Origin of the sequence: Pseudolactococcus chungangensis CAU 28 = DSM 22330 (assembly GCF_002441885.1) — a bacterium.
Lineage (GTDB): Bacteria > Bacillota > Bacilli > Lactobacillales > Streptococcaceae > Pseudolactococcus > Pseudolactococcus chungangensis.
This window is the reverse complement of record NZ_JXJT01000009.1, coordinates 20,326-42,847: the sequence shown is the minus strand read 5'-3', so window position 1 is coordinate 42,847 and position 22,522 is coordinate 20,326. Positions and strand designations below refer to the sequence as shown.

The following is a 22,522-nucleotide window of genomic DNA, read 5'->3' as shown; positions in this document are numbered from 1 at the left end:
TAGGATAAGTGACAAGGTATGTCATATTTGAAAAATCTTTTTTTATTCTCTTTATTCTAAGTATAATATGAAAGAAAACACCTGTCAACAAAAAAACTATCGCAAGATAGTTTTATCCTAAAATTATTTACCAAAGAAATCAGCAGCAATTTGTTGACCTTGGTCAATTTTAGCCCACTGCTGACTTTCAGTTAAGGCATTGCCATTATCACATGATGCAAAACCACATTGATGAGATAAAAAGAGTCTGTCTTTTGGAATGATTTGACTTGCTTTTTCAAGTAGGTCCAAAACACGTGTCTCATTATCTAAAGTTGCTGTTTTACTAGAAAGTAAACCTAGCACAACTTCCGTCTCAGTACGGTCTTTGAACACGTTGAGTGCTGAAAGATCCCCTGCTCGCTCATCATCCCACTCTAAAAAGAAACGGTCATACTTTTGCTGTCCTAAGAAAAGATTAGCGATCGTCTCATAAGAGCCTCCACCCATGTTACGAGAATCGTAATTGCCACGACAATTATGCGTCCAAACTTTGAGCCCGAGTCGATGACCATAGTCGATGACTTTATTATTAAGGTCAATGAATGTTTGCGCGAGGTTCTGGATACTCGCTTGGTCAATATGTCCACCAGTGAAAGGTGAGTTAGGATTATCTGTTGAGAACATCTCCCAGAGGCAGTCGTCGAACTGTATGATTTTGCCTCCGATTGTCGCATAGTCACTCAAAAATTCTTGGTAAGCGTTAGCTAAATCATGTTTAAAAATCTCAGCTTCCTGATAATAAGAGTCGTTAGACTGGTCAAGATTTTGCTCACGCGAAAACGACCATTCCCCGAAGATATGTGAGGGTGACGGAATACACAATTTTGTCGTCTGTTCCTCAGCATCTGCTTGGATTTCTTGGTAAATGTCGATGAAATGGTGGTTGTGACCGCTGAGTTTATCATCGAAAGCTAAGGCAATATCACGACGTGTTTCATAGGTCTGCGTTTCGTCGAAATCTCTGAAAAAATAGCCGTGTTCTGCGATTAAACGCCGCACACCTTTCAATCCCCAGACAAAATCTAAATGCCAGAGCGACTTTGAAAACTCACCGTCTGAAATAATGCTGAGCTTGTGGTCGATTTGTTTTTGAATGACATCTTGAATGGCTTGAGTTTCACAAGCTTGATAACCTTCAAAATCGTTATAGAACGGATATTGAATGTCATCACGTTTTTCGATTTGGCTCTTATAAGCCAACAAGTTTTGTGGCCTTAACAGACTGCCTACAATTTGAAATTTTTCACTCATTTTCTGATTCCCCTTTTTCCTGTTTTATTTTTGAAATGACCTAGTCAATCAGTCAACACAATTATTTTTTGGATAATTTTATTATAGGGTAAAATATGTCGGTTGTATAATACTGAAATGTTGACCAAAGATATAGTTATAGACTATATAAAAAACGGTTGATTATTGCTTTTGATATAGTTTATGCCAATAATAAAAAAACCATCTTGCGACAGTTTTTTGAGTCACTTAAACCCCAACTTCCATATCTTTTTTCATCTGTTTCTTAGCCGTCGCCATCATCAAGCGAATGCGGTTGAGTTGGTTGACAACAGAAACGGATGGATCATAGTCAATTGGTGTGATATTAGCTCGTGGGTATTGACGACGGAGTTCTTTGGTCATGCCTTTACCGACGATGTGGTTAGGCAGACAGCCAAAGGGTTGGAGACAAACGATGTTATCGACACCGTCTTGCAAGAGCTCAATCATCTCGCCAGTCAAGAACCAACCTTCGCCGGTATGATTCCCAATCGAAATAATTTTCTCTGTATCGGCAGCCAGTGCATCAATCGAATGAATCCCATCAAAGCGGCTTGACGCTTTCAAGGCTTTATTCATTGGTTTTTCAACCATTTGAATGATATTAATGAAGGCACGTGCGAAATACTTAGCTTTTTTACCCATGTCCAAATGATCTGACTTCCAAATCTGGTTATAAAGAGAATAGTTCATAAAGCCAATAATATCCGGCACGACAGCTTCTGCACCCTCTGCTTCGATGATGCTCACAATATCATTATTAGCCGTTTTCGAGTATTTCACAAGAATTTCACCCACAACACCGACACGCGGTTTTTGAATGTCTCGTAAAGGCGTTTCGTCAAATTCTCGTATGATTTGTTTCATGTTGCGATTAAACTCAAAAATCGAACCAGTCTTCATATTATGCTTGGCCTTAGCTAGCCACTTGGCATGTAGCGCATCAACTTGCCCCTTAGTCATTTCGTAAGGTCGCGTCCGATAGACAACGCGCTCAAATAAGTCACCATAAAGCGCACCAATGACTATGCGCACCATCAAAGGCACCGTCAGCTTGAAACCGTCCGACTTCTCAGTCCCCTTATTCCCCATCGACAAGGACACAACAGGCACCTGACCAAAACCTGCGTCTTTCAAGGCCTTGCGCAATAAAGGAATATAGTTGGTCGCCCGACAGCCGCCACCCGTCTGAGTCATCAAAACAGAGGTATTATCAACATCGTAGTCACCAGATTCCAGTGCATGAACCAACTGCCCGATGGAAATGATGGCAGGATAGCAAGAATCGTTGTTGACAAATTTGAGACCAGAGTTGATGGCTGATTTGTCTTCCGGCAAGAGCACCACATTGTAACCAGACTGTCTGAATGCCTCGTCTATTAACCCCTCTTGATGAATTGGTGATAGCATAGGCATCAAAAGTGTATGTGTCTTTTTCATCTCCTTAGTAAAGACAGGATGATGCGCTACAATTTCTGACATCTGTTCTTCAGATACCTCAGGCAACTGTCCACGTTTATCACGTTCATTGACCGCAGCCTTAAGTGACCGCAGACGAATTCGAACAGCCCCCATATTGGAGCCTTCGTCGATCTTCAAAACGGTATAGAGTTTATGGTGGGCTTGCATGATTTCTTCAACTTGGTCAGTCGTTACCGCATCTAAGCCACAGCCAAAACTGTTGAGCTGAACGAGTTCCAAATTTTTATTTTTGGCAACGACGCGAGCAGCGCCATACAGACGAGAATGGTAAACCCATTGATTGACCACACGTAACCCACCAACTTCTGATAAGTGCGCAATCGCATCCTCAGTCAAGACATGAAAGCCTTCCTGGGTAATGATATCTGCAATTCCATGATTAATTTCGGGGTCCAAATGATACGGACGGCCAGAAAGCACAATCGCTTTTTCGTGGTTGAGGTTAATCCGCATCATCAACTCTTCTGCTTGATTGCGAATGTCCGCTTTGAAGTCATCCATCACTTGGAAACCATGCGTAACCGCTGCTTTAACAGCATCAAAGGTCACATCAAAAGCAGCAAGCGCCTCATATAAGTTCTTCGCCATATTGTCAGCATCCGCTAGATTGATAAAGGGATGAATGTAGCCAACCTCACCATTACGAATTTCATCAATATTATTTTTGATGACTTCCGGATAAGACTGAACAATTGGACAGTTATAATGATTTTGCGCACTGGCATCTTCCTGACGTTCATATAAAACAGACGGATAGAAAATCGTTGGTACATCTTTTTGAATCAAGGTCATGATATGACCATGACTGAGTTTGGCAGGATAACAAACCGTATCAGATGGAATGGTTTCAATCCCTTTTTCGTAGAGTTCCTTATCAGATTTCGGTGACAAAACCACACGGAAACCTAAATCTGTCAGCATGGTATGCCATAATGGATAGTTTTCATACATGTTTAGGACACGAGGAATACCAATTTCACCATTGACAGCTTTTTTCTTGTTGAGTGATTTAAATTTGAAAAGTTTTTTATACTTGTAATCAACGAGATTGACTTTTTTTTCTGCTTTAGCAACCTTGATTTGCATGGCTTTTTCAGCACCACGCTCACAACGATTACCTGAGACAAATTTAGAACCATCATTAAAGACAGTCAAAGTCATCTTGCACATGTTCTCACACAAGCCGCAAGTTGTAAACTCTTTCATCGTTTTAAATTGCTCTAAGTCTGACAATGTCAAAATCGTAGACGGTGCTATGTCATCTAACGCATTTTCCATGGCAATCAAGGCACAACCATAGGCACCCATCAAACCAGCGATAGAGGGACGGACAACCTCACGCCCTGAAATCTTCTCAAAGGCACGCAAGACGGCTTCATTATAGAAAGTCCCACCTTGCACGACGATTTTCTCTCCGAGGTCTTCAGGTCGTTTGACTTTAATGACCTTATACAAGGCATTTTTAATCACAGAATAAGACAAGCCTGCAGAAATATCACCAACTGTCGCGCCTTCTTTTTGAACCTGCTTAACCTTAGAATTCATAAAGACCGTACATTTTGAGCCAAGGTCCACAGGGTGTTCAGTCAGAAGCGCCGCTTGCGCAAAGTCTTTAACATCATAGCGCAATGATTTAGCAAATGTTTCAATGAATGAACCACAGCCCGAGCTACAAGCTTCATTGAGCTGGATACTAGATAGCGCACCATCTCGAATCGTCATGGCTTTCATATCCTGCCCACCAATATCGATGATAAAATCAACACCAGGTTGGAAAAACTCAGCAGCCTTGTAATGCGCCATGGTCTCAACTTCGCCAATATCCACTTTAATAGCTGCCTTAATCAGCTGTTCACCGTAACCTGTCACAGCTGATTTAGCAATATAGACATCCTCAGGTATCTCCTGATAAAGGAGGGTCATAACCGCTAAAACAGAATCCAACGGATCACCATTGTTTGAGCCGTAATGCTCAAACAAAATATTGCCCTCATCATCAATCAAGACAACTTTAGTCGTCGTTGAACCTGCATCAATCCCTAAATAGGCTGCGCCATGGTGGCTAGCAAGCGGTTTATGATCTGCTGCTGCCTTAGCGTGCCGGCTTCGAAACTCGGCCAAAGCTGTTTCATCTTCGAAAAGAACCTCTAGCGTATCTTGGGGGATGAGGTTTTCGGACTCATCTTGTTCAAGTTTACTGATAATTTCTGTCGCCGTAAACTCTGTCGCATTTTCCTCATCAAGGGCAGCACCCATAGCGACAAAAAGCTGGGGATGTTCTGGAAAAACAACATTTTCGGGCTTGATGTCTAGCGTTTCAATAAATCGTTTGCGGAGTTCACTCATAAAATAGAGCGGTCCACCTAGAAAAGCAATGTTACCTGTGATTTTACGACCTGCTGCAAGTCCTGCAACCGTCTGATTAACGACAGCTTGGAAAATACTAGCAGCTATGTCTTCTTTTCTAACGCCTTCATTTAGTAATGGTTGAACATCCGTTTTGGCAAAAACACCACAACGACTGGCAATCGGGTAAAGATTATCATAGTTTTTAGCTAACTCGTTAACACCCGCCGCATCAACTTTGAGTAGTTCGGCCATCTGGTCAATAAAAGCACCCGTTCCACCAGCACAGGAACCATTCATTCGCTGCTCCATGGCACCATCAAAGAAAGTCATTTTCGCATCTTCGCCACCCAGTTCAATCATGACATCAGTTTGTGGGATAAATTTTTCAATGGTTAAGGTTGAGGCAATCACTTCTTGAATAAAGGTTGCACCAATCACATCAGAAAGCCCCATACCGCCCGAACCCGTGATTGAAAAGGCAAACTGTATATCCCCTAACTCAATCATCATATCCTTGAGTACTTTAATCGTTGCCGTCTTAACATCAGAAAAATGACGTTCATAGCGAGAAAACATCATACCGTAGTTATCATCGAAAACGACCATTTTTACTGTTGTGGACCCAACATCAATACCAGCTTTATACATTGCATCCTCTTTCTTATCTAGCTCTTTCAAAAACAACAGACTGTTGTTTATCATATATATTTCAATTTTACAAGTAATTTGACTTGTGTGCAACCACTAAAATGTGCTAAACTGTTAGTAAAACAACACTAAACAACAAAATGTTGGATAACCTTAGCAACTTTCAGAAAGAAAATAAAAATATGCCAAAAAAAGTTGATTTACGTATCAAACGAACAAATAAGTTAATCACTCAAGCCTTCATCAAATTATTACGCTCAAAAACCTTTGATAAAATCACAATCAATGATATTTCTGATGAGGCCATGATTAACCGTGCAACTTTTTACAGTCACTTCAAAGATAAATTTGATTTATTTGAGCAGATCATTGATAAATTTTTGGGTGAGTTTGCTGCAGTCCTTGACGAAGAAAATCTCATTGAAAAAAACTCTGTCAATGTCAAAAAGATAGAGTGCTCCCTCACCAAATTCTATGAGTTTGTTCAGGAAAATCCCGATTTGGCACGCATTATCGTGACACATAGTAACAAAGAAATTTTATCCGAGCGTTTATTAGCCATCTTATCCGAACGATATTCAGAAATTTTTAATGCTTTGGATGTTCGAAATGACAATTTAAAAATTCCAACTGATTTTGTGGTTTCTTATATCACAAGCATCTTTACTGGCACCTTAAATTGGTGGATTGGACAAAAAAATAACGAGATAACCGCAAGCGAATTTGCTGCGCTCGTCATTAAGTTGATATCAAATGGTCATTTGACTGTGCTTGGCGTTAATATTAATCGAGATTGACACATCAAGAGAAAAAACTTGACACGACTGATAGTGTGTCAAGTTTTTTGATTTAAGCGATCATCAAATCTTTGACTAATTGAACAAAGACAGCTGTACCAACAGGTAAACTATTATCATCAACTTTAAATTCTGGAGAATGATTAATATGACCATAGCCGTCTTTTGCCTCGCCACCACCTAGGGCAAAGAAACAACCAGGTTTTACATCTGTATAAGCTGAAAAATCTTCTCCACCCATCATGTCTGGGACTTCAAAAATGCCGCTTTCGCCAACAATTTTAGTAGCGCTTTGACGTAGCGCATCCATTTCAACAGTCGAATTGACGACTGAACTATAACCATAGATGAAATCAAAGTCATAGGTTGCACCGTAAGCCTCACAAATACCTTTAACAGTTTGCTCAATCATATCTCGCATTTGTGTCCGAATTTCAGGGTTACGTGTTCTGATGCTGGCTTTAATTGTCGCTGTATCAGGAATAACATTATTTGTATGTCCTGCTGAGAATTGTCCCCAAGAGATGAGGCCCGCGGCCAACGGTGAAATACGTCGCGCAATGATGTTATTACAGTTTGAGATGATTTCGGCACCAATCGTAATCACATCAACTGATGTTTCAGGGGACATGGCATGGGCTCCAACACCATGGATTGTCAAATCAAGCGTATCAGATGAGGCTGTCAAGGCGCCATATTTATAACCGATAGCACCAGTTGGAATCATGGGGAAAATGTGCAAGCCAAAGACTTGATCAACATCATCCATGACGCCTGCTTTGACAAACTGTACTGCACCACCAGGTGGCACTTCTTCTGCAGGTTGGAACAGGAATTTAATCGTCCCAGCAATCTCTGCCTGCATAGGTGCCAACATTTTAATGGCACCTAAAAGTATTGATGTATGTGTATCATGCCCACAAGCATGCATGACACCATCATTTTGTGAAATAAAACCAACGTCTGTTTCTTCTTGAATTGGCAAAGCATCGATGTCAGCACGTAGGGCAATTGTTTTGCCAGTCTTGCCACCCTTTAAGATTGCAACAACACCTGTTTCAGTTGGTCGTTGCAACTCCAAATTGGGGAATGTTTCTAAAATAGAGATGATATAGTCTGTTGTTTGATATTCGTGGAATGATAATTCTGGATGCGCGTGTAGATGGTGACGCCAAGTTACGATATCTTGCACAGGAACTTGAGCGAGTAAAGATTCAGTAGTCATTAAAATTCTCCTTAAATTATACAAGGCCTATTAAGCCGAGCCTATTTCAATTTGATATGAGGTACTAAGTGTAACCTTAGGTAGTCTCCTATTTAAGTCATATTTCATGGTGCTGGTCGCTAATTGCTTATAGTTCATGTTCAAGTAATTCCTCAGTCTCAGTCATGACTGGTGCTTCATCAATTGGTGCATAGTGTTTAGGCAAAAAACGAATTGCAAGCGCAAAAAGTAAACCAACAACTAAAAATGATGTGAAAACACTAGCATAGCCACCTGTTTTTTCGACTAGAAAGCCAATCGAGTAAGGTGCAATAAAACCTCCTAATATACCTCCCATTGCCACACAAGCATAGCTTGGCGCAAATTCAGCAGGTTTGAATCGCTTCAAAGGTAAACTTAGAAGTGTCGTGAAAGCAATGGCATATGATAAATCACCAATCGCAAAACAAATCGTCATCGGTATCATATTCATGGCACCACCATGTGGGATATGAAAAGCCGTAAAGAGCGCAACTGATCCCAAAATCGCAAAAACGGCGATAACATCGCGTTCTCTATCCGCAAAAAACTTACCGACAAGATAGCTCCCACCTAAGGCACCAATCAGAAAGAATGCACCCGCAACAGAAGTCATTTTGCCTTGCTGTGTCAATGTAAAACCAACTTCATCACTCGTTAAAAATGAAGGAGTCCAGTTAATCACGCCATACATCACGGCGTTAACAAAAAAGTCACAAATAAGCAACAGCCAAACGATTTGATTAGATAATATTTTGCCAAGTGACACTTTAGTCACATATTCGCCATTTGTATTTGTCATCTGTGCATGATCAGAATTTGGAATAATAGCAACTAATACCAAACCAATCACTAAGGCAATAACGGTCAAAATGATATAAGTTTGCTTGTAGCCTAAATTTTGCACGGCAGGTGAAACAAAAATCGGTCCTAAAATACTCGCAATACCAGATGATGAAAGTAAAATACCATTGGCAAATGTTCTCTGAGAGACGGGTACATTGGCTTGCACTTCTTTACTGACACTCTGAGCATAGCCTGAATGCGCAAGTGCCCCAGATAAGAAACGGATCAAAACAAAATAAATCACCGATGTCCCAAAGCTAAAGAGTGCCGCAAATAGGCCTAATGCAAAAATGCTTGCTGTTAAAATTTTCTTTGAACCAATCTTGGTATTTAGAAACCCAATCGGTACTTGCATGATAGCATAGCCCAGAAAAAAGGCACTCATGATAAGGCCTTTTTGCGAAGGAGATATACCCAAATCTTTTGACATCGGTACTAAGCTGATACTAATTGATAATTTATCAATATAAATCATCGTATAGCCTAGGAACATCGTGGCGATCAAGATAACAGTCTGTAACCCCGTTTTACCCCCTGATGATGTCTGAGTTGAACGTGTATTAATCATATGTAAAATTTCCTTCTAACTAGAAAAGAGTGTTTGTTATATTGTGAAGATTTAACACAACTATTATTGTAACACTTTTTTATTAGAATTGGAAATAATTATCATTAGATGGATGATGGAATAGTCTTATTAAAAACTCATAATTTAACAGATTGTAGGATGAAATAACCTTTTTCTTTAGAAATCACTTCACAATTACCAAAGACTTCTGTCATCTTCTTTTTAGCACTGGGTGCACCTTGTTTTTTCTGAATAACAATGGTCAATGTTCCCTGTTCACGCAAATGTTCGTAAGCGCCTGAAATGACACCATGCACAACATCTTTTCCAGCACGAATCGGTGGATTAGAGACGATATGATCAAAAAGACCTGAAATATTGGTATAGAGATTGGACTGGAAGATATCTGCTGTCACACCATTTTTAATGGCATTTTTCTCTGCAAGTGCAAGAGCTCGCAAGTTAACATCTATTAATGTGGCGGTCACGCCCTGTACTTTCGCTAAGCTCAATCCCATGGGTCCATAACCGCAACCAACATCTAAAAGGGTGGAGTTTTCTGGAAAATGGACGGCATTCAAGAGGACCTGGCTACCAAAATCAATGGCTTTTTTACTAAAGACACCAGCATCCGTCGTGAAGGTCATTTTTTGACCGAGCAAGACTGTTTCCAATTCATGTAGGTCGTGCGCAGCATCTGGATTTTCATCATAATACATTTTTTGGAATTTTTCAGACATGTGTTTTAGCAAGCTCCCGTGATTTGACATCGACCGCAATTAGCGAAGTAATTAGTTCATACCCGTCTTGTGAAAAATGAACGCCATCTGGACCAACGAACTCGTCAGAACCTGGGTAAACCGTCATCGCATGGTTGAGGTCAACGATTTTGGCGCCGGTTTCCTCAGCGACAGTCTTGGTGGCTGCGACATACTGTGCGACATTTGCATTACTGCGGCCAAGCATTTCATGTGTTTCGGCAATGGCCACTTCATTCACGTACGACGGTGTTAAAATTGATGTTTTGTCAGCACCCAAGGCAGTGACAAATGTGGTTAGATTCGTAATAAAATCGGCAACTGAAACATCATGGTGAGCAGCCGCATCGTTAGCACCAAAGAAAATATAGTTATAATCTGCTTGAGCTGCCACGACTTGGTCCAATCGTTTCAAGGCATCTGACGTATCCTCACCAGGCACAGCGAACAACTCGACCTGTCCGGGAAACCCCATACGAGTCAGAAAGTCTTCTGTCCAGTTTTTCATGTCAAGTTTCGCTGAAATTGAGTCACCAAACACTGCTACTTTCATTTTTTATCCTCTTTTCGTTTTATTTCTATCCCTATTTTAACACAGGACGATGATTTTATCTCTTTTAGATATTGAGAAACAATTCAGCAAATAATCTATAGTGATTAAATGCATCAACACTAATTTAATAGATTTGTAAGCGCATTCTGGCAAAACAGGTCTTATTGTGGTAAAATTATTTTTATGGAAACTGAACTGATTAATTATGAAAAAATTACCCGCCATATTTGGCAAAATCTCTATAAAAAGACGATACCGCCTCTGACTGAGGCAGAACTTGATAATATCAAATCAATCAATGATGAAATCAGCGTTCAAGATGTCAACGATGTCTACTTGCCGCTAGTCCAACTTATCCGTATTTACAAGAAAACGATGAGCGACCTCAGCTTTTCTAAGGGGCTATTTCTCCAGAAAATTGCTGAAAATCAACCCTTTATCATCGGCATTTCAGGCTCCGTTGCTGTCGGAAAATCGACAACAGCACGCTTGTTACAGTTACTTTTAACACAGTCGTTTAAGACGTCAACTGTGGAACTTGTGACAACGGATGGTTTTTTATATCCCAACCAAACCTTGACGGAGCAAAATATTCTCCACCGAAAAGGGTTTCCCGAGTCCTATGATATGGAAAGCTTGATTCGCTTTTTGTCTGAGATTAAGGCTGGCAAAGATGTCGAAATTCCAGTTTACTCCCATGAAATCTACGACATTTTACCTGAAAAAAACTTAGTCAAATCTCCGGATATTTTGATTGTAGAAGGCATCAATGTCTTTCAAAGCACACTCAATAAACGGCTGTATATCAATGATTTCTTCGATTTTTCAATCTATGTCGATGCAACAGAAGCCAATATCGAGCGTTGGTATTTAGAACGCTTTAAAACACTATTAGAGCTTGCCAAAAAAGACAGCACCAACTACTATCATCAGTTTACAACTCTCTCCGCTAATGAAGTGCTAAAAATGGCGCGCGATACTTGGAAAAAAGTCAACTTGGTAAACCTACGAGAATTTATCGAACCCACACGAAGTCGCGCAGAAGTCATTTTACACAAGGATAAACGCCATAAAGTCGATAAAATTTATTTGAAAAAATACTAAAAGGTTTGATACTAGGTATCAAACCTTTTTTCTATTGGAATATCTCTCGAATCGTAAGCATTTCCGAAAGGCTCAGTTGACCAGGCGCACTAGTCGTGCCCACAGAGGCAAAGGTCCAACTACTGCCAAAACTATCGCTTGCCACTCGCGTGATTTTTCCAAGCTCACCCATCGCCATGGTCACTAACGTCAAGTCCGAATGTTTTTCCGCAAAACGTAAGGTTTCAGTCATCAGTCTCAGGACATCTGATTGCTGCTGTGGCATACCGGCAAATTTAATAATTTTTGCGCCTGACGCTATCATTTTTGATAAAATCTCTGGTAGATTTTGAGGGATTTGCGTAAAATCATGGTAGGACACGACGGTATTTTCAGGCAAAACAAGCCCTGGGTATTTTAATATTTCAACATCAACGTAAGTAAATTCAGCCGAAAATTGATGAATGACTCTAGTGTAATCTTCTGCTGAGATAATAGGCTCAGCTTTGTCTTCTGTTCGATATGTAAATATAATCTCTTGATTGGGAAACTGAGCCTTAATGTCTTGTGCTGCTTGCTTTAGATCAGGTATAGGCATGAAGTCTGCACGCCATTCGACCAAGTCGGCGTTAGCGTACTGGGCCGTATCGAGTTTAGCGATTTCGCTCAGGTTTTTTGGCATAATCGGAACTACTATTTTCATTTGTTATTTAACCTCTAATACAAAGACTTTGAGATAGTCAGACTGGGCGTCCGCAGGGTTGGTCGCAAAGTCTGCTGGTAATCTAAATTCTGAAATGATTTCAAATTTTTGAGTGCCGAAACCTTTACGCAATTCGTCTAAAAAGTCTGTACGACTCAATCTGGCGTGATTAGTTGAAGCAATGATTTTACCGTGACGGTTTAAAATTGGAAGCGCATCAGTAATGAGCTGGTGGTAATCTTTGGCGACTGAGAAGGTCATTTTTTTATTGCGCGCAAAACTTGGTGGGTCGATGACGATGAGGTCAAAACCTAGTTTTTTTCTAGCGGCATACTTGGCATACTCAAAAACATCCATGACATGAAATTTGTGGGCATCAAGTGATAGGCCGTTGGCTTTGAAATGTGTCTCGGATAATTCTCGCGAGCGTTTAGCTAAATCAACTGATGTCGTTGACTTTGCGCCTCCCATTGCCGATGCAACAGAAAAAGCTGCGGTGTAAGAAAACAAATTTAAGATATCTTTTCCGGCTGCCAAATATTCAAGTAAGGCGCCTCGTACTTCATGTTGATCTAGGAAAATACCTGTCATGAGACCGTCATTTAGGAAAACTTGGTATTTAACACCATTTTCTAAAATGATAAATTTTTCTGGTGCCACTTTGCCGTAGATATGGCTAGAAATCGGTAATTTGCTTTCAAAACGAACCTTTTCATAAGCGCCTAGAATTTCTGGAAAAACAGTCTGAAAAGCCGATAAAATCTCATCTTTAAGTGTATAAATGAAAGCATTATACCAGCTGAAAAGGGCATAATCACCGTAGATATCAATAGTCATGCCACCAAAACCATCACCATCTTGATTAAAAATGCGATAGGCTGTCGTAGATGAATCTTGCGCATAAGTTTTGCGTTTGTTTTTAGCATCTGTCAGGAGTTGGCTAAAATCAGCAGATGTGACTGTCCAACCAATCCCTTTATTTTGGCGTGAAAAATAAGCCTTGCTGACAAATTGGTGCTCAAAATAGAGGTCAGCAAATCCCTCAGTATAACTATTACCAGGAAAATCACGCGCATCAAGCACAGCAATTCCTTGGGAAATCTTTTTAGCAGCGTATTTATTTATCGTTAATTTAGTCATTACTCTAAATTATACACAAAAATCAAGTTTATTGCTATGGTTTGAGGGATGATAAGGCTAGTTTTAGGATAGATGACACATTTAAAACACCGATTTTTTCATAGTTTCTGACAATAGATGCATCAATATTTGCGAAAAAGACTAAAAAAGCGTAAAATGAAAGGAGATATTTTAGGGAAAATTTTGTCGTCCAATGAGGGTTGTGCCTCTGAGGTTGACTATTAAAAGGAAACTACTAACTTGTTAAAGAAATTTTCAAACATTGTTTCGACACGGCTTGGATTTACAGCTTTTTTAGTCATTCTATTTTGGCTCAAGACTTTATTTGCCTACTTTTTTAAATTTGATTTGGACTTTGACAACTCCTTTCAAATCTTTTTAGCAATCATCAATCCGATTTCAAGTTCACTTTTACTGATTGGGCTTGCACTTTATGCAAAAAACACCAAGCTTTACTATATTTTATCAATGGTCATCTATATCGCTTTGACTGCTCTACTTTTTGCTAATTCGACCTATTTTGGTGAATTCACTGATTTCATTACCATCAATACGATGTTAGCAGCTGGTAAAGTTTCTGCGGGACTAGGTGAATCTGCTATTAACTTATTCAATTTAGGTGACCTCGTCTTTATAGTTGACTTTGTCTTAATTGCTATTTTGATGTGGCGTAAAGTCATTCGGTTTGACCAAAGGCCATTTAACAAACGCGCAAGTTTTGCGATTACATCCCTTTCAATTCTAGCCTTTACGGTCAATCTCTTTATGGCTGAAATTGACCGCCCTGAACTTTTGAGTCGTGGGTTTTCTAATACTTACGTCGTCCGCTACCTCGGTCTCGTCCCTTTTACAGTTTATGATGGATTTAATACCTATAAAACAAATCAGGTTCGTAAAGAGGCTAAAGCAACGGATGTCAATGAAGTCAAGAAATACATCACGGACAATTACGCCAAGCCTAATCCCGAGACTTTCGGGATTGCTAAAGGCCGAAATGTTATCTACATTCATTTGGAAAGTTTCCAACAATTTTTAATCAACTACAAACTGAAAGTTACAGACCCTGAAACCAAGGTTGAAAAAGACTATGAAGTAACACCATTTCTCAATTCACTTTTCGGCTCAAAAGAAACTTTCGCTTTTGACAACTTCTTCCACCAAGTCAAAGCTGGCAAGACATCCGATGCTGAAACATTGATGGAAAATTCCTTCTTTGGTTTAAATCAAGGCTCATTTTTCGTCAGCAATGGTGGAAAAAACACCTTCCAAGCAGCGCCTGATATTTTAGGGCAGGTTGGCGGCTACACCTCTGCTGTCTTTCATGGCAATGTCGGTTCATTCTGGAATCGGAATGAAACTTATAAACGCTTAGGTTATAATTACTTCTTCGACCAAACTTACTTTGATGTTGATAAATCTAATTCTTTCCAATATGGTCTACATGATAAATACATGTTTGGTGACTCTATTAATTATTTGGAGCATTTGCAACAACCTTTCTACACGAAGTTTATCACGGTATCCAATCACTATCCTTATGTTCAATTTAACGGTGATGAATCAGGATTCCCATTAGCTAATACCAATGATGAAACAATTAATGGTTATTTTGCAACAGCGAACTATCTAGACTCTGCTGTTAAAGAATTTTTTGACTATCTCAAAGCATCTGGTGTATATAAGAACTCTGTTATTGTACTTTATGGCGATCACTACGGGATTTCAAACTCTCGGAACCCTGACCTAGCAGAATTATTAGGTAAGGACAAGGAAACGTGGTCCAATTATGACAATGCCATGCTCCAACGCGTTCCTTACATGATTGTCGTGCCTGGGATGGATAAAGGTCATGTCGATCATACTTATGGTGGTGAGCTTGACAATCTCCCAACGCTGCTGCATCTCCTGGGCATCGATAATAGCAAATATCCTGAGCTTGGGCAAGATTTACTGAGTCCAGACCATCGCAACTTACTCGCGATGCGAGCAACCGATAACTGGGTGTCTCCGACATTAACCAATTATGCTGGTAGAATTTATAAAACGCAGACAGGAGAAGAGATTACCAATCCTGACCCGACGACCAAAAATGAAATTGATACGAATAATAAAAAGACTGAGGAGCTACTGAAGATTTCAGATGCGATTACGACGGGGGATTTAATTCGTTTCTGGCCAAATGATGGTCTCAAGACAATCGACCCAAATGAATATTCTTATGTTAAAGGCTTGCAAAAAGCTAAGGCAATTGAGAAGAAATTAGGGGACAAATCTACTTCTCTCTATTCTTTAAATGGCGATAAATCGACGAAAAAGCTCTGGAAAACAGAGACTTTCAAAGAACTGCATCCTGAACTTGCGACAGAAAAGTCAAGTGAATCAAGTAAAAAATAATAACAAAAATAGATTAGCTCAAATCAGCTAATCTATTTTTTATTATTGCATGTCATGACTACTGTAGTAACCAGCCACCGTCTACCGAAATTAATTGACCAGTTATGTAATTCGCATCAGAACTGGCTATAAAAACAGCTTGATGCGCAATGTCATCACCTGTCCCACGTTTGGATAGGGGCAAGCGATCAATTAAGGCTTGGTAAACTGCTGGGTCACTATATTTTTTTCTTGTCATATCGGTATCGATACTACCTGGTAAAATCGCGTTGACACGAATCCCTTGCTTACCTAAATTTTTGGCAAGGTTTTTCGTTGCTTTATTCAGCCCTGCCTTACTGACACCATAGATGAGATTATGTGTCTCATCAAATTTAGAAGCGATGGAACTGATATTGACAATACTGCCAAAATCATCTTGTCTGGATACAAATTGGGCAGCGAAAGCCTGCGATAACAGGATAGGGGCAATCAAATTGACCTGAAACACGCGGTGAATATCAGTCAAATCACTATCTGCTAGACTGGTCGGGGCTGATATACCGGCGTTATTGACCAAGATATCGACTGGCTCCCCACCTAATAAATCACTGGCTTGATTAAAAACTGCTCCTGCATCTGTCAGAATAGTCAAGTCTAAAATCAAACCTTTAACTGTCTGTAAGTCATTAGCCTGAAACTGTGATAAAGCTTGAGCTAATGTTTCCTCACGTGTCGCAGTGATGACAACTCTAGCGCCTTGAACTGCAAAGCGACTGGCAATGGCAAAGCCAATGCCGCGAGAGCCACCAGTAACAAGGACATTTTTGCCTTTAAAGTCTTGACTCATAATACTACTCCTTTCTGGAATTTCACTTTCTGAAATCTTGAAACTCGACCTACACTAACACGCCAATCAAACAAGGTCAATTACATGTTTAAGCTCGTACAAAATCCCCTAATATTCTAGCCAAAAACTGTTGTGTCCGCTCTTCTTTTGGAAACTCGAAGATTTCTTCTGGCCGACCTTGTTCAACGATTACACCACCGTCCATAAAGACAACTTCGCTTGCGACTTCTTTAGCAAAGCCCATTTCATGCGTGACCACAACCATGGTTTTCCCGGCTTTAGCTAGAGACTTCATAATTGCTAAAACATCACCAACAAGCTCTGGGTCAAGCGCACTCGTTGGCTCATCAAACAATAGTACTTTAGGTTCAGCTGCGATAGCGCGAGCAATACCGACACGTTGCTGCTGCCCACCAGATAACTGGCTCGGATAATGATGCGAAAACTCACGCAAACCGACTTTTTCTAGCACATCCTGAGCAATCGTTTTAGCCACATTTTTGGATAACCCAAGACCATAAATCAACCCTTCTGTGATATTTTGCTCAGCCGTTTTATTCGCAAACAAATTATAGTTTTGAAAGACAAAGCCAGTATGTTTACGAATACCTTGAATATCTTGCTTTGTCGCCTTAGCAATCTCAATCGTCTCACCGTCTAGCTCAATTGTGCCGGAATCCGCTGGCTCTAAAAAATTAATACTACGTAAAAGGGTCGTCTTCCCCGATCCCGAAGGGCCCAAAATGACGACCACATCGCCTTGGTTGACAGTTAAATCAATCCCCCTCAAAACCTCATGACTGCCAAATTGCTTGTGCAAGTTACGAATGTTCAGCATATAAAACTCCTTTCTCGATCGTGACTTTCTCATTATGTTGCTTTTCCATTTGCTTTAGAGGCATGCGTCTGTCTAGGGCGACATAATCGGCTAACTTTTTGAAAACGACCTGAATCGCCGTACACACCAAAATGTAGATAGCGAAGATAACCAGATAGCTTTCGGCATAATTATAGCCATAACTGGCCTGAATTTTGGCAATTGCGGTGATATCTTTTACAGTCATGACAAAAACAAGTGAGGTTCCTTTAACTAGCGTAATCGCAAGATTACACAAGTTGGGCAAGCTTGAAACCAAGGCTTGCGGTAAAATAATCCGAGCATAAATATGAAAGGTTGACAGATTAGCCACCTTGCCTGCCTCAAACTGTCCCCCATCGACAGCAAGTAAAGCCGAGCGAAAAATCTCAGCGACTGCTGCAATGGCAACAAGTAGAAAAACGGTACAGGCATAAAATAGAGGGTTAACCTTAAAGATATCAATTGCGATATCATGCGCTTTAAAAAAAGCATTAAGAAAACTTGGTACAAAACTGTAAAAAAGTAGAATCAAAAGAATCAAAGGTGTACCACGAATAATCAACGTATAAAGTCTAGCCAATTGACTCAGGACGGGTATTTTTTTGAGCCGTGCAATCGCAAGCAACAATCCCAAAGGCAGTGCTGCAATTAAGGCGAAAAAAGTGATGAAAAGTGTCATTGGGACACCTTTTAAACTTTCGATAAAGGTTGCGATTAAATAATCAATAGCCATTACGTTTGTCCTTCCAATCTTTGTCCTTTATGTCGACTTAATATTTTTTCAAGTTGTAGACTACCACCTTCTATCACAAGCGCTACTACCCAGTAAACTAAGGTTACCGCCACATAAGTCTCTAAGCCAAAATTCCCTAAATTTCTTGAAATGATATTCTGCGCCTGCCCCATAATATCAACATAGCCAATCATATATGCCAGTGAGCCTTCTTTTAACAAGGTCAAGAGATTATTAGCGATATTAGGAAGCGCAATGACTAGAGCTTGGGGTAATATGATTCTGAAAAAGGTTCTGGTCTCAGATAAACCACTCACCAAACCTGCCTCAGTTTGCCCCTTAGGAACAGCCAGATAGGCGGCCTCAAAAGTCACTGCGATATTAGCTGAAAACAAGAGAACAAGCGCGCTGATAACGAAAACACTTTTTGGCCAACCGTTGATATCTACCAAAAAGATAGTCTCAATCAGTTTGGGAAAGGCATAGAAGACCAAAAAGATTAGAACAATCGGTGGGGTACAGCGCATCGCCGAGATATAATATTGTGCTATTTTATACTTGACACTCCCTGTTTGTAAATGCCATTTTGCAAGAATAGCGCCTAGAATTGCCCCAAGAAATGCTGTCAAAACAACGATTTCTAGCGTTTTTGGAAATTTTGAGAGAATATCCGGTAAAACTGACCAGACGCGCTCTAGATGAAATGGAATCATAATCTTTACCTCACAGGCAAGCTAGTCCTTTATGTACGAAAAGACATCCTCACCGAAATACTTCTTAGACAGTTTTGTTAGCGTCCCATCAGCCTCGAGTTCTTTTATCGCTTTATCATAAGCTTTGGCAAAAGACTCATTTGTTGCATTTTTATGGATGATTGGATAAGTTGGAATTCCTTTATAAGGCACGTAAGACAGTTTGCTCGCATAGTCATGGTAAGGACCGTCAGCTGCAAGTACTGAGTTATCAAAGCTGAGTTTAATGTCGAAGAATCCATCGTAACGGCCTTCTAACAGCCAAGCGTAGGCATCACTAATCGTGAATTGATCGGCTGCATCTAATTTAATCGGGGTCTTAGGATTGATAGCGTTGAAATCTTCAATGACCTTATATTGGGCATTTTGTGGGCTAATTGGAATGAGCTTGCCGTTTTGTTTCGCAAAATCTTCAAGATTGCTATATTTGGCTTTGTCTGCTGTCCGATAAGTCAAGCCAATGACAGATGCCGCGATTTTTTCTTCTGGAATAATGAATTTCTGTTCACGTTCTGGCGTTTTCCAAGCACCTTTAGTTCCGATATCGTATTTGCCAGATTCCAAACCAATCAGTAAATCTTCATCACTTGTTGGATTATAGTTGAATTTATAATCTGGTAGTTTTTCGTCCACCGCTTTTAAAACTTGAACTTCAAAGCCATCTGATTCGCCCTTGTCATTGACAAAGTCATAGGGCTTATAGCTTTGCGTGTGTGCGACTTGAAGGACTTTTTCGACTTTTGCTTTCGCACCGGTAGTGGGTAATTTTTTACTTTGTATTGTTCTGACAGCAACAATTGCACCAACAGCAACCACAACTGCTGCACCAATTAGGATTTTTTTATTTTGATAGAATTTTGTCATAGATCATCTCCTTATTTGAACTTCTAGGTAAAGTGTGCGGCTACGATTATTCGCACCCTTTCAGTATCATTCTTTATTGATTTGCTGGTGCATTTAAACAGTAATTGGTTGTCTGACTGCGGCTTTTCTTGCAGCTACCAAATGTTTCAGGTCAATGTCACGTGGAACTGTGCAGTCAGCACCGATTAAGAAACGGGTATCATCGCCAAAGGCATTGATAATCTCTTGGGTTTCTGCCACAATATCATCTGTTGTACCTCGATAAAGGACGTCTTTTGTCGTATTGCCAAAACCACCTAGTAGCACTCGATTCGGGAATATTGCTCGACCTTGTGATAAAGTAACCCCTTCAACAGCTGTCGCCCAATTCATAATATCTGCGGGATAGTTTGCGAAATCTGTTAAGCGATTACTAGCGCCTTCATAACCGCAAATATGTAAAATGTTAGTGCCACCTGCTGCTTTAGCTGCTTTTAGGACAGCAATATCACTCGGTTTAATAAATTGATTAAAGATAGTTTGATCACTTATGCTTTGGATGTTCTGTGTACTATAATAAATCCCGTCGGCACTACCTTGCTTGATAACCTTTGCTACTAAAGTAGCGATGTCATGACTGACGATATCAAAGATATGCTGGATACTCTGTTCACTGTGCGTATTGACAAAATTAACCAACTGGTCATCACCGCCCAAGGCAAATTTAAGGTAGGTCGCAGGAGCAAAAATATTGTAGAAAGAAAAAATATCTTCACTAAATTGCGCATGTTGTGCTTTGACTAGTGCAACTTGCTCTGTTATCCAGATATGGTCATGTCCGATTGATGTGACTGTTAACAACTCAGCATCGCTAGCCGTGCGCCATTTTGAGGCATTTGGATAGTGAAAATAACCGTCGCTCATCAGTTTGATAAAATCTGGCTTAAAGTCTGAGATGAACTTTTGATGTCCCGTTACATTATCAGCGATTAAATCAGACTGACTAGTAGCCTCGTCTAATTCATCTTTGAAAAAGTGGTACCAAAAACCTGTTGGAATTCGGTCAACTGCTTGACCATCTAAAACGGCTTGAAATCTTGCTCTCTTTTCTGACATTGTCAAATCCTCCTAAAATATGGTGTTGTTACCTATTGCTTGTTATTATTTTAACCGCGTTTCCTCATGTCTGACTTTCTTTTTTTTAATTCCGGTGTTAATATTTTTCAATACCGTTTATTTATGAGAATAGATCCTGTAGAAACTCGCTATTGTTCATAAAAAAAGTAAGCCCTAGGGCTTACTTTGGAATAGTTATTTTTTGCGTCTAATGACTATCATAACCATAGCGATATTTAATTAATCAAAAGTGCCATAGCCGGACGTACAGGCTGCCTACCATTGTAAACAGGATTACGGTAGCTGATATCCCCTGCTCTTACAGCACCTGCTCCCCTAGAGTTAACGGCAACTGAGCGGAGCCAGAATTGATTATCCAAACTGCTACTGAAATTCAGAAGGTCTGAAATCTTATCTGTCGGTGATGCAGGCATGCCCATATGAACATGAATATCCCCATAGCTAAGCGCAAAAGCCTGTTTGGTACCTGTGACCTCTAGCTCTGTTGCAAAATGATCATCCATATAAGAGTTGAGCCAAGAAGCGCCACCTCCGTTATTGCCCCAAGTTAAATTATTAGCTGCATTATACTCAGCTAGAGTCGGGTTGTGTAGATTAACGGCTTGAACATGATCAGTGTAGTTAGCCGCAACGGTCGACATATAATAATGGTCAATCGCACCTCTAAGTCCTGTTCCTACAGCCAGTTCATAACTATTCGTACCATCTGAATTAAAATAGTTATCAGGGTTGGTGGTGTCATCTTTGAAGTGTGAAATGTAAGTAGCCATACCACTGTCACCCGTAGCCTCATCTGATGTCAATGCCTCCATTTTAAGTACCAGTGCCTGTAAACCATTCGTGACATTATTATCCATATCATCGTCAATAATTTGCCACCAGCTATTGGCAACCCAGACGGTATCACCTTGGTCACCTAGAGTATTATTACCATATTTCGTTCCTAAATCATTATTGGTTCCTGCCTCAGTGACAGGTAATCCCCATTTGGCATAGAGCGTTATATTACCTGTAATTGGTGTGTTAAAGTCAAAGGCAGTTGTTAATTCTGGATCAATATACCAGCCTCTGAAGATAAAATCATGTTCCGGAATAGGACCAATGGTAGATACACCAACTATCTCATCATCTTTTTCTGGGGCTGTTGGCTCTGAAACTATTGCCCCATGTTCAACATCTTGTATCGTTGATGTCGCATCCGGAAATGCACCACCTTTTAAATCAAAGGTAACTTGATAGACATGAGGTACTGTTTTACCATAGAAAACTTGATGACCTGTTGTCTCTTTAGAAAAACTTGTAAATGCATCACCAGTAAATGTTGCATTATTATACCAACCTGAGAAATCATAACCTTCAAATGTTGGACTTGGCAAATAAATTGTCTTAACGCCAGAAATATAACCATCTGGGTCTAAATCTGTGACTTTTTCTCCGTTGATGTAGTAAGTAATCGTGAAGTTGTTAGAAACACCTGGCTCACCTTTGTCA

Annotated in this window: 18 protein-coding genes; 3 read left to right on the top strand and 15 right to left on the bottom strand. The window is 40.1% G+C overall.

The window, feature by feature from the left end:
* Positions 1-123: 123 nt before the first annotated feature.
* Positions 124-1,293 (bottom strand): cobalamin-independent methionine synthase II family protein, encoded by a 1,170-nt coding sequence (locus RR45_RS05410; protein ID WP_031365470.1) that lies wholly within the window; start codon positions 1,291-1,293, stop codon positions 124-126.
* A gap of 228 nt (positions 1,294-1,521) precedes the next feature.
* Positions 1,522-5,793, bottom strand: a complete 4,272-nt coding sequence (locus tag RR45_RS05405; RefSeq protein ID WP_031365469.1) for a 2-hydroxyacyl-CoA dehydratase — start codon at positions 5,791-5,793, stop codon at positions 1,522-1,524.
* 182 nt (positions 5,794-5,975) lie between these two features.
* Here RR45_RS05405 and RR45_RS05400 point away from each other — a divergent pair, with 182 nt between their 5' ends.
* The gene (locus RR45_RS05400) at positions 5,976-6,590 is read left to right on the top strand and encodes a TetR/AcrR family transcriptional regulator (protein WP_031365468.1); all 615 of its coding nucleotides are present in this window, start codon (positions 5,976-5,978) and stop codon (positions 6,588-6,590) included.
* A 52-nt stretch (positions 6,591-6,642) separates the two neighbouring features.
* On the opposite strand, the gene RR45_RS05395 is transcribed toward RR45_RS05400, so the two are convergent.
* From RR45_RS05395 to RR45_RS05380, 4 genes are all read right to left on the bottom strand, one after another.
* Positions 6,643-7,815, bottom strand: coding sequence for a M20 metallopeptidase family protein (locus tag RR45_RS05395; protein WP_031365467.1), 1,173 nt, complete (start codon positions 7,813-7,815; stop codon positions 6,643-6,645).
* Positions 7,816-7,942: 127 nt separating this feature from the next.
* On the bottom strand, positions 7,943-9,247 hold the full coding sequence (locus RR45_RS05390; protein ID WP_072353612.1) for an MFS transporter: 1,305 nt from the start codon (positions 9,245-9,247) through the stop codon (positions 7,943-7,945).
* Between the two features lie 137 nt (positions 9,248-9,384).
* The gene (locus RR45_RS05385; RefSeq protein ID WP_096823163.1) at positions 9,385-9,987 is read right to left on the bottom strand and encodes a class I SAM-dependent methyltransferase; all 603 of its coding nucleotides are present in this window, start codon (positions 9,985-9,987) and stop codon (positions 9,385-9,387) included.
* Positions 9,980-10,558 (bottom strand): GDSL-type esterase/lipase family protein, encoded by a 579-nt coding sequence (locus RR45_RS05380; RefSeq protein WP_031365464.1) that lies wholly within the window; start codon positions 10,556-10,558, stop codon positions 9,980-9,982. Before RR45_RS05380 ends, RR45_RS05385 begins: the two co-directional genes overlap by 8 nt.
* Positions 10,559-10,741: 183 nt before the next feature.
* Here RR45_RS05380 and coaA point away from each other — a divergent pair, with 183 nt between their 5' ends.
* The gene (gene coaA, locus RR45_RS05375) at positions 10,742-11,662 is read left to right on the top strand and encodes a type I pantothenate kinase (protein WP_031365463.1); all 921 of its coding nucleotides are present in this window, start codon (positions 10,742-10,744) and stop codon (positions 11,660-11,662) included.
* A 31-nt stretch (positions 11,663-11,693) separates the two neighbouring features.
* Here coaA and RR45_RS05370 read toward each other — a convergent pair whose 3' ends face one another.
* Together RR45_RS05370 and RR45_RS05365 are read right to left on the bottom strand one after the other, a co-directional pair.
* Positions 11,694-12,344, bottom strand: a complete 651-nt coding sequence (locus RR45_RS05370) for a type I 3-dehydroquinate dehydratase (protein WP_031365462.1) — start codon at positions 12,342-12,344, stop codon at positions 11,694-11,696.
* Between the two features lie 3 nt (positions 12,345-12,347).
* Positions 12,348-13,484: a class I SAM-dependent rRNA methyltransferase gene (locus RR45_RS05365; protein WP_031365461.1), complete on the bottom strand. Its 1,137-nt coding sequence runs from the start codon at positions 13,482-13,484 to the stop codon at positions 12,348-12,350.
* Positions 13,485-13,724: 240 nt separating this feature from the next.
* On the opposite strand from RR45_RS05365, the gene RR45_RS05360 reads away from it, so the two are divergent.
* Positions 13,725-15,878 (top strand): LTA synthase family protein, encoded by a 2,154-nt coding sequence (locus RR45_RS05360; protein WP_031365460.1) that lies wholly within the window; start codon positions 13,725-13,727, stop codon positions 15,876-15,878.
* Positions 15,879-15,936: 58 nt separating this feature from the next.
* Here the strand turns inward: RR45_RS05360 and RR45_RS05355 are convergent, their stop codons facing one another.
* The 7 genes from RR45_RS05355 to RR45_RS05325 form a co-directional block, all read right to left on the bottom strand.
* Entirely contained in the window at positions 15,937-16,707 is a 771-nt protein-coding gene (locus RR45_RS05355) for an SDR family NAD(P)-dependent oxidoreductase (RefSeq protein ID WP_031365459.1), read from the bottom strand.
* Positions 16,708-16,795: 88 nt separating this feature from the next.
* Positions 16,796-17,545 carry an amino acid ABC transporter ATP-binding protein gene (locus RR45_RS05350; protein WP_031365458.1) on the bottom strand — a complete coding sequence of 250 codons (750 nt, stop codon included), beginning with the start codon at positions 17,543-17,545 and terminating at the stop codon, positions 16,796-16,798.
* A complete protein-coding gene (locus RR45_RS05345; protein WP_072353611.1) occupies positions 17,529-18,299 on the bottom strand; it encodes an amino acid ABC transporter permease in 771 nt (256 codons plus the stop codon). The genes RR45_RS05350 and RR45_RS05345 overlap by 17 nt, the downstream gene beginning before the upstream one ends.
* Positions 18,299-19,012, bottom strand: a complete 714-nt coding sequence (locus RR45_RS05340) for an amino acid ABC transporter permease (protein ID WP_031365456.1) — start codon at positions 19,010-19,012, stop codon at positions 18,299-18,301. The genes RR45_RS05345 and RR45_RS05340 overlap by 1 nt, the downstream gene beginning before the upstream one ends.
* 21 nt (positions 19,013-19,033) lie before the next feature.
* Positions 19,034-19,915 carry a transporter substrate-binding domain-containing protein gene (locus RR45_RS05335; RefSeq protein WP_031365455.1) on the bottom strand — a complete coding sequence of 294 codons (882 nt, stop codon included), beginning with the start codon at positions 19,913-19,915 and terminating at the stop codon, positions 19,034-19,036.
* A gap of 93 nt (positions 19,916-20,008) precedes the next feature.
* The gene (locus tag RR45_RS05330) at positions 20,009-21,010 is read right to left on the bottom strand and encodes a uroporphyrinogen decarboxylase family protein (protein ID WP_031365454.1); all 1,002 of its coding nucleotides are present in this window, start codon (positions 21,008-21,010) and stop codon (positions 20,009-20,011) included.
* A gap of 236 nt (positions 21,011-21,246) precedes the next feature.
* The coding region (locus RR45_RS05325; RefSeq protein WP_179295327.1) for an InlB B-repeat-containing protein at positions 21,247-22,522 on the bottom strand (1,276 nt) is incomplete at its 5' end.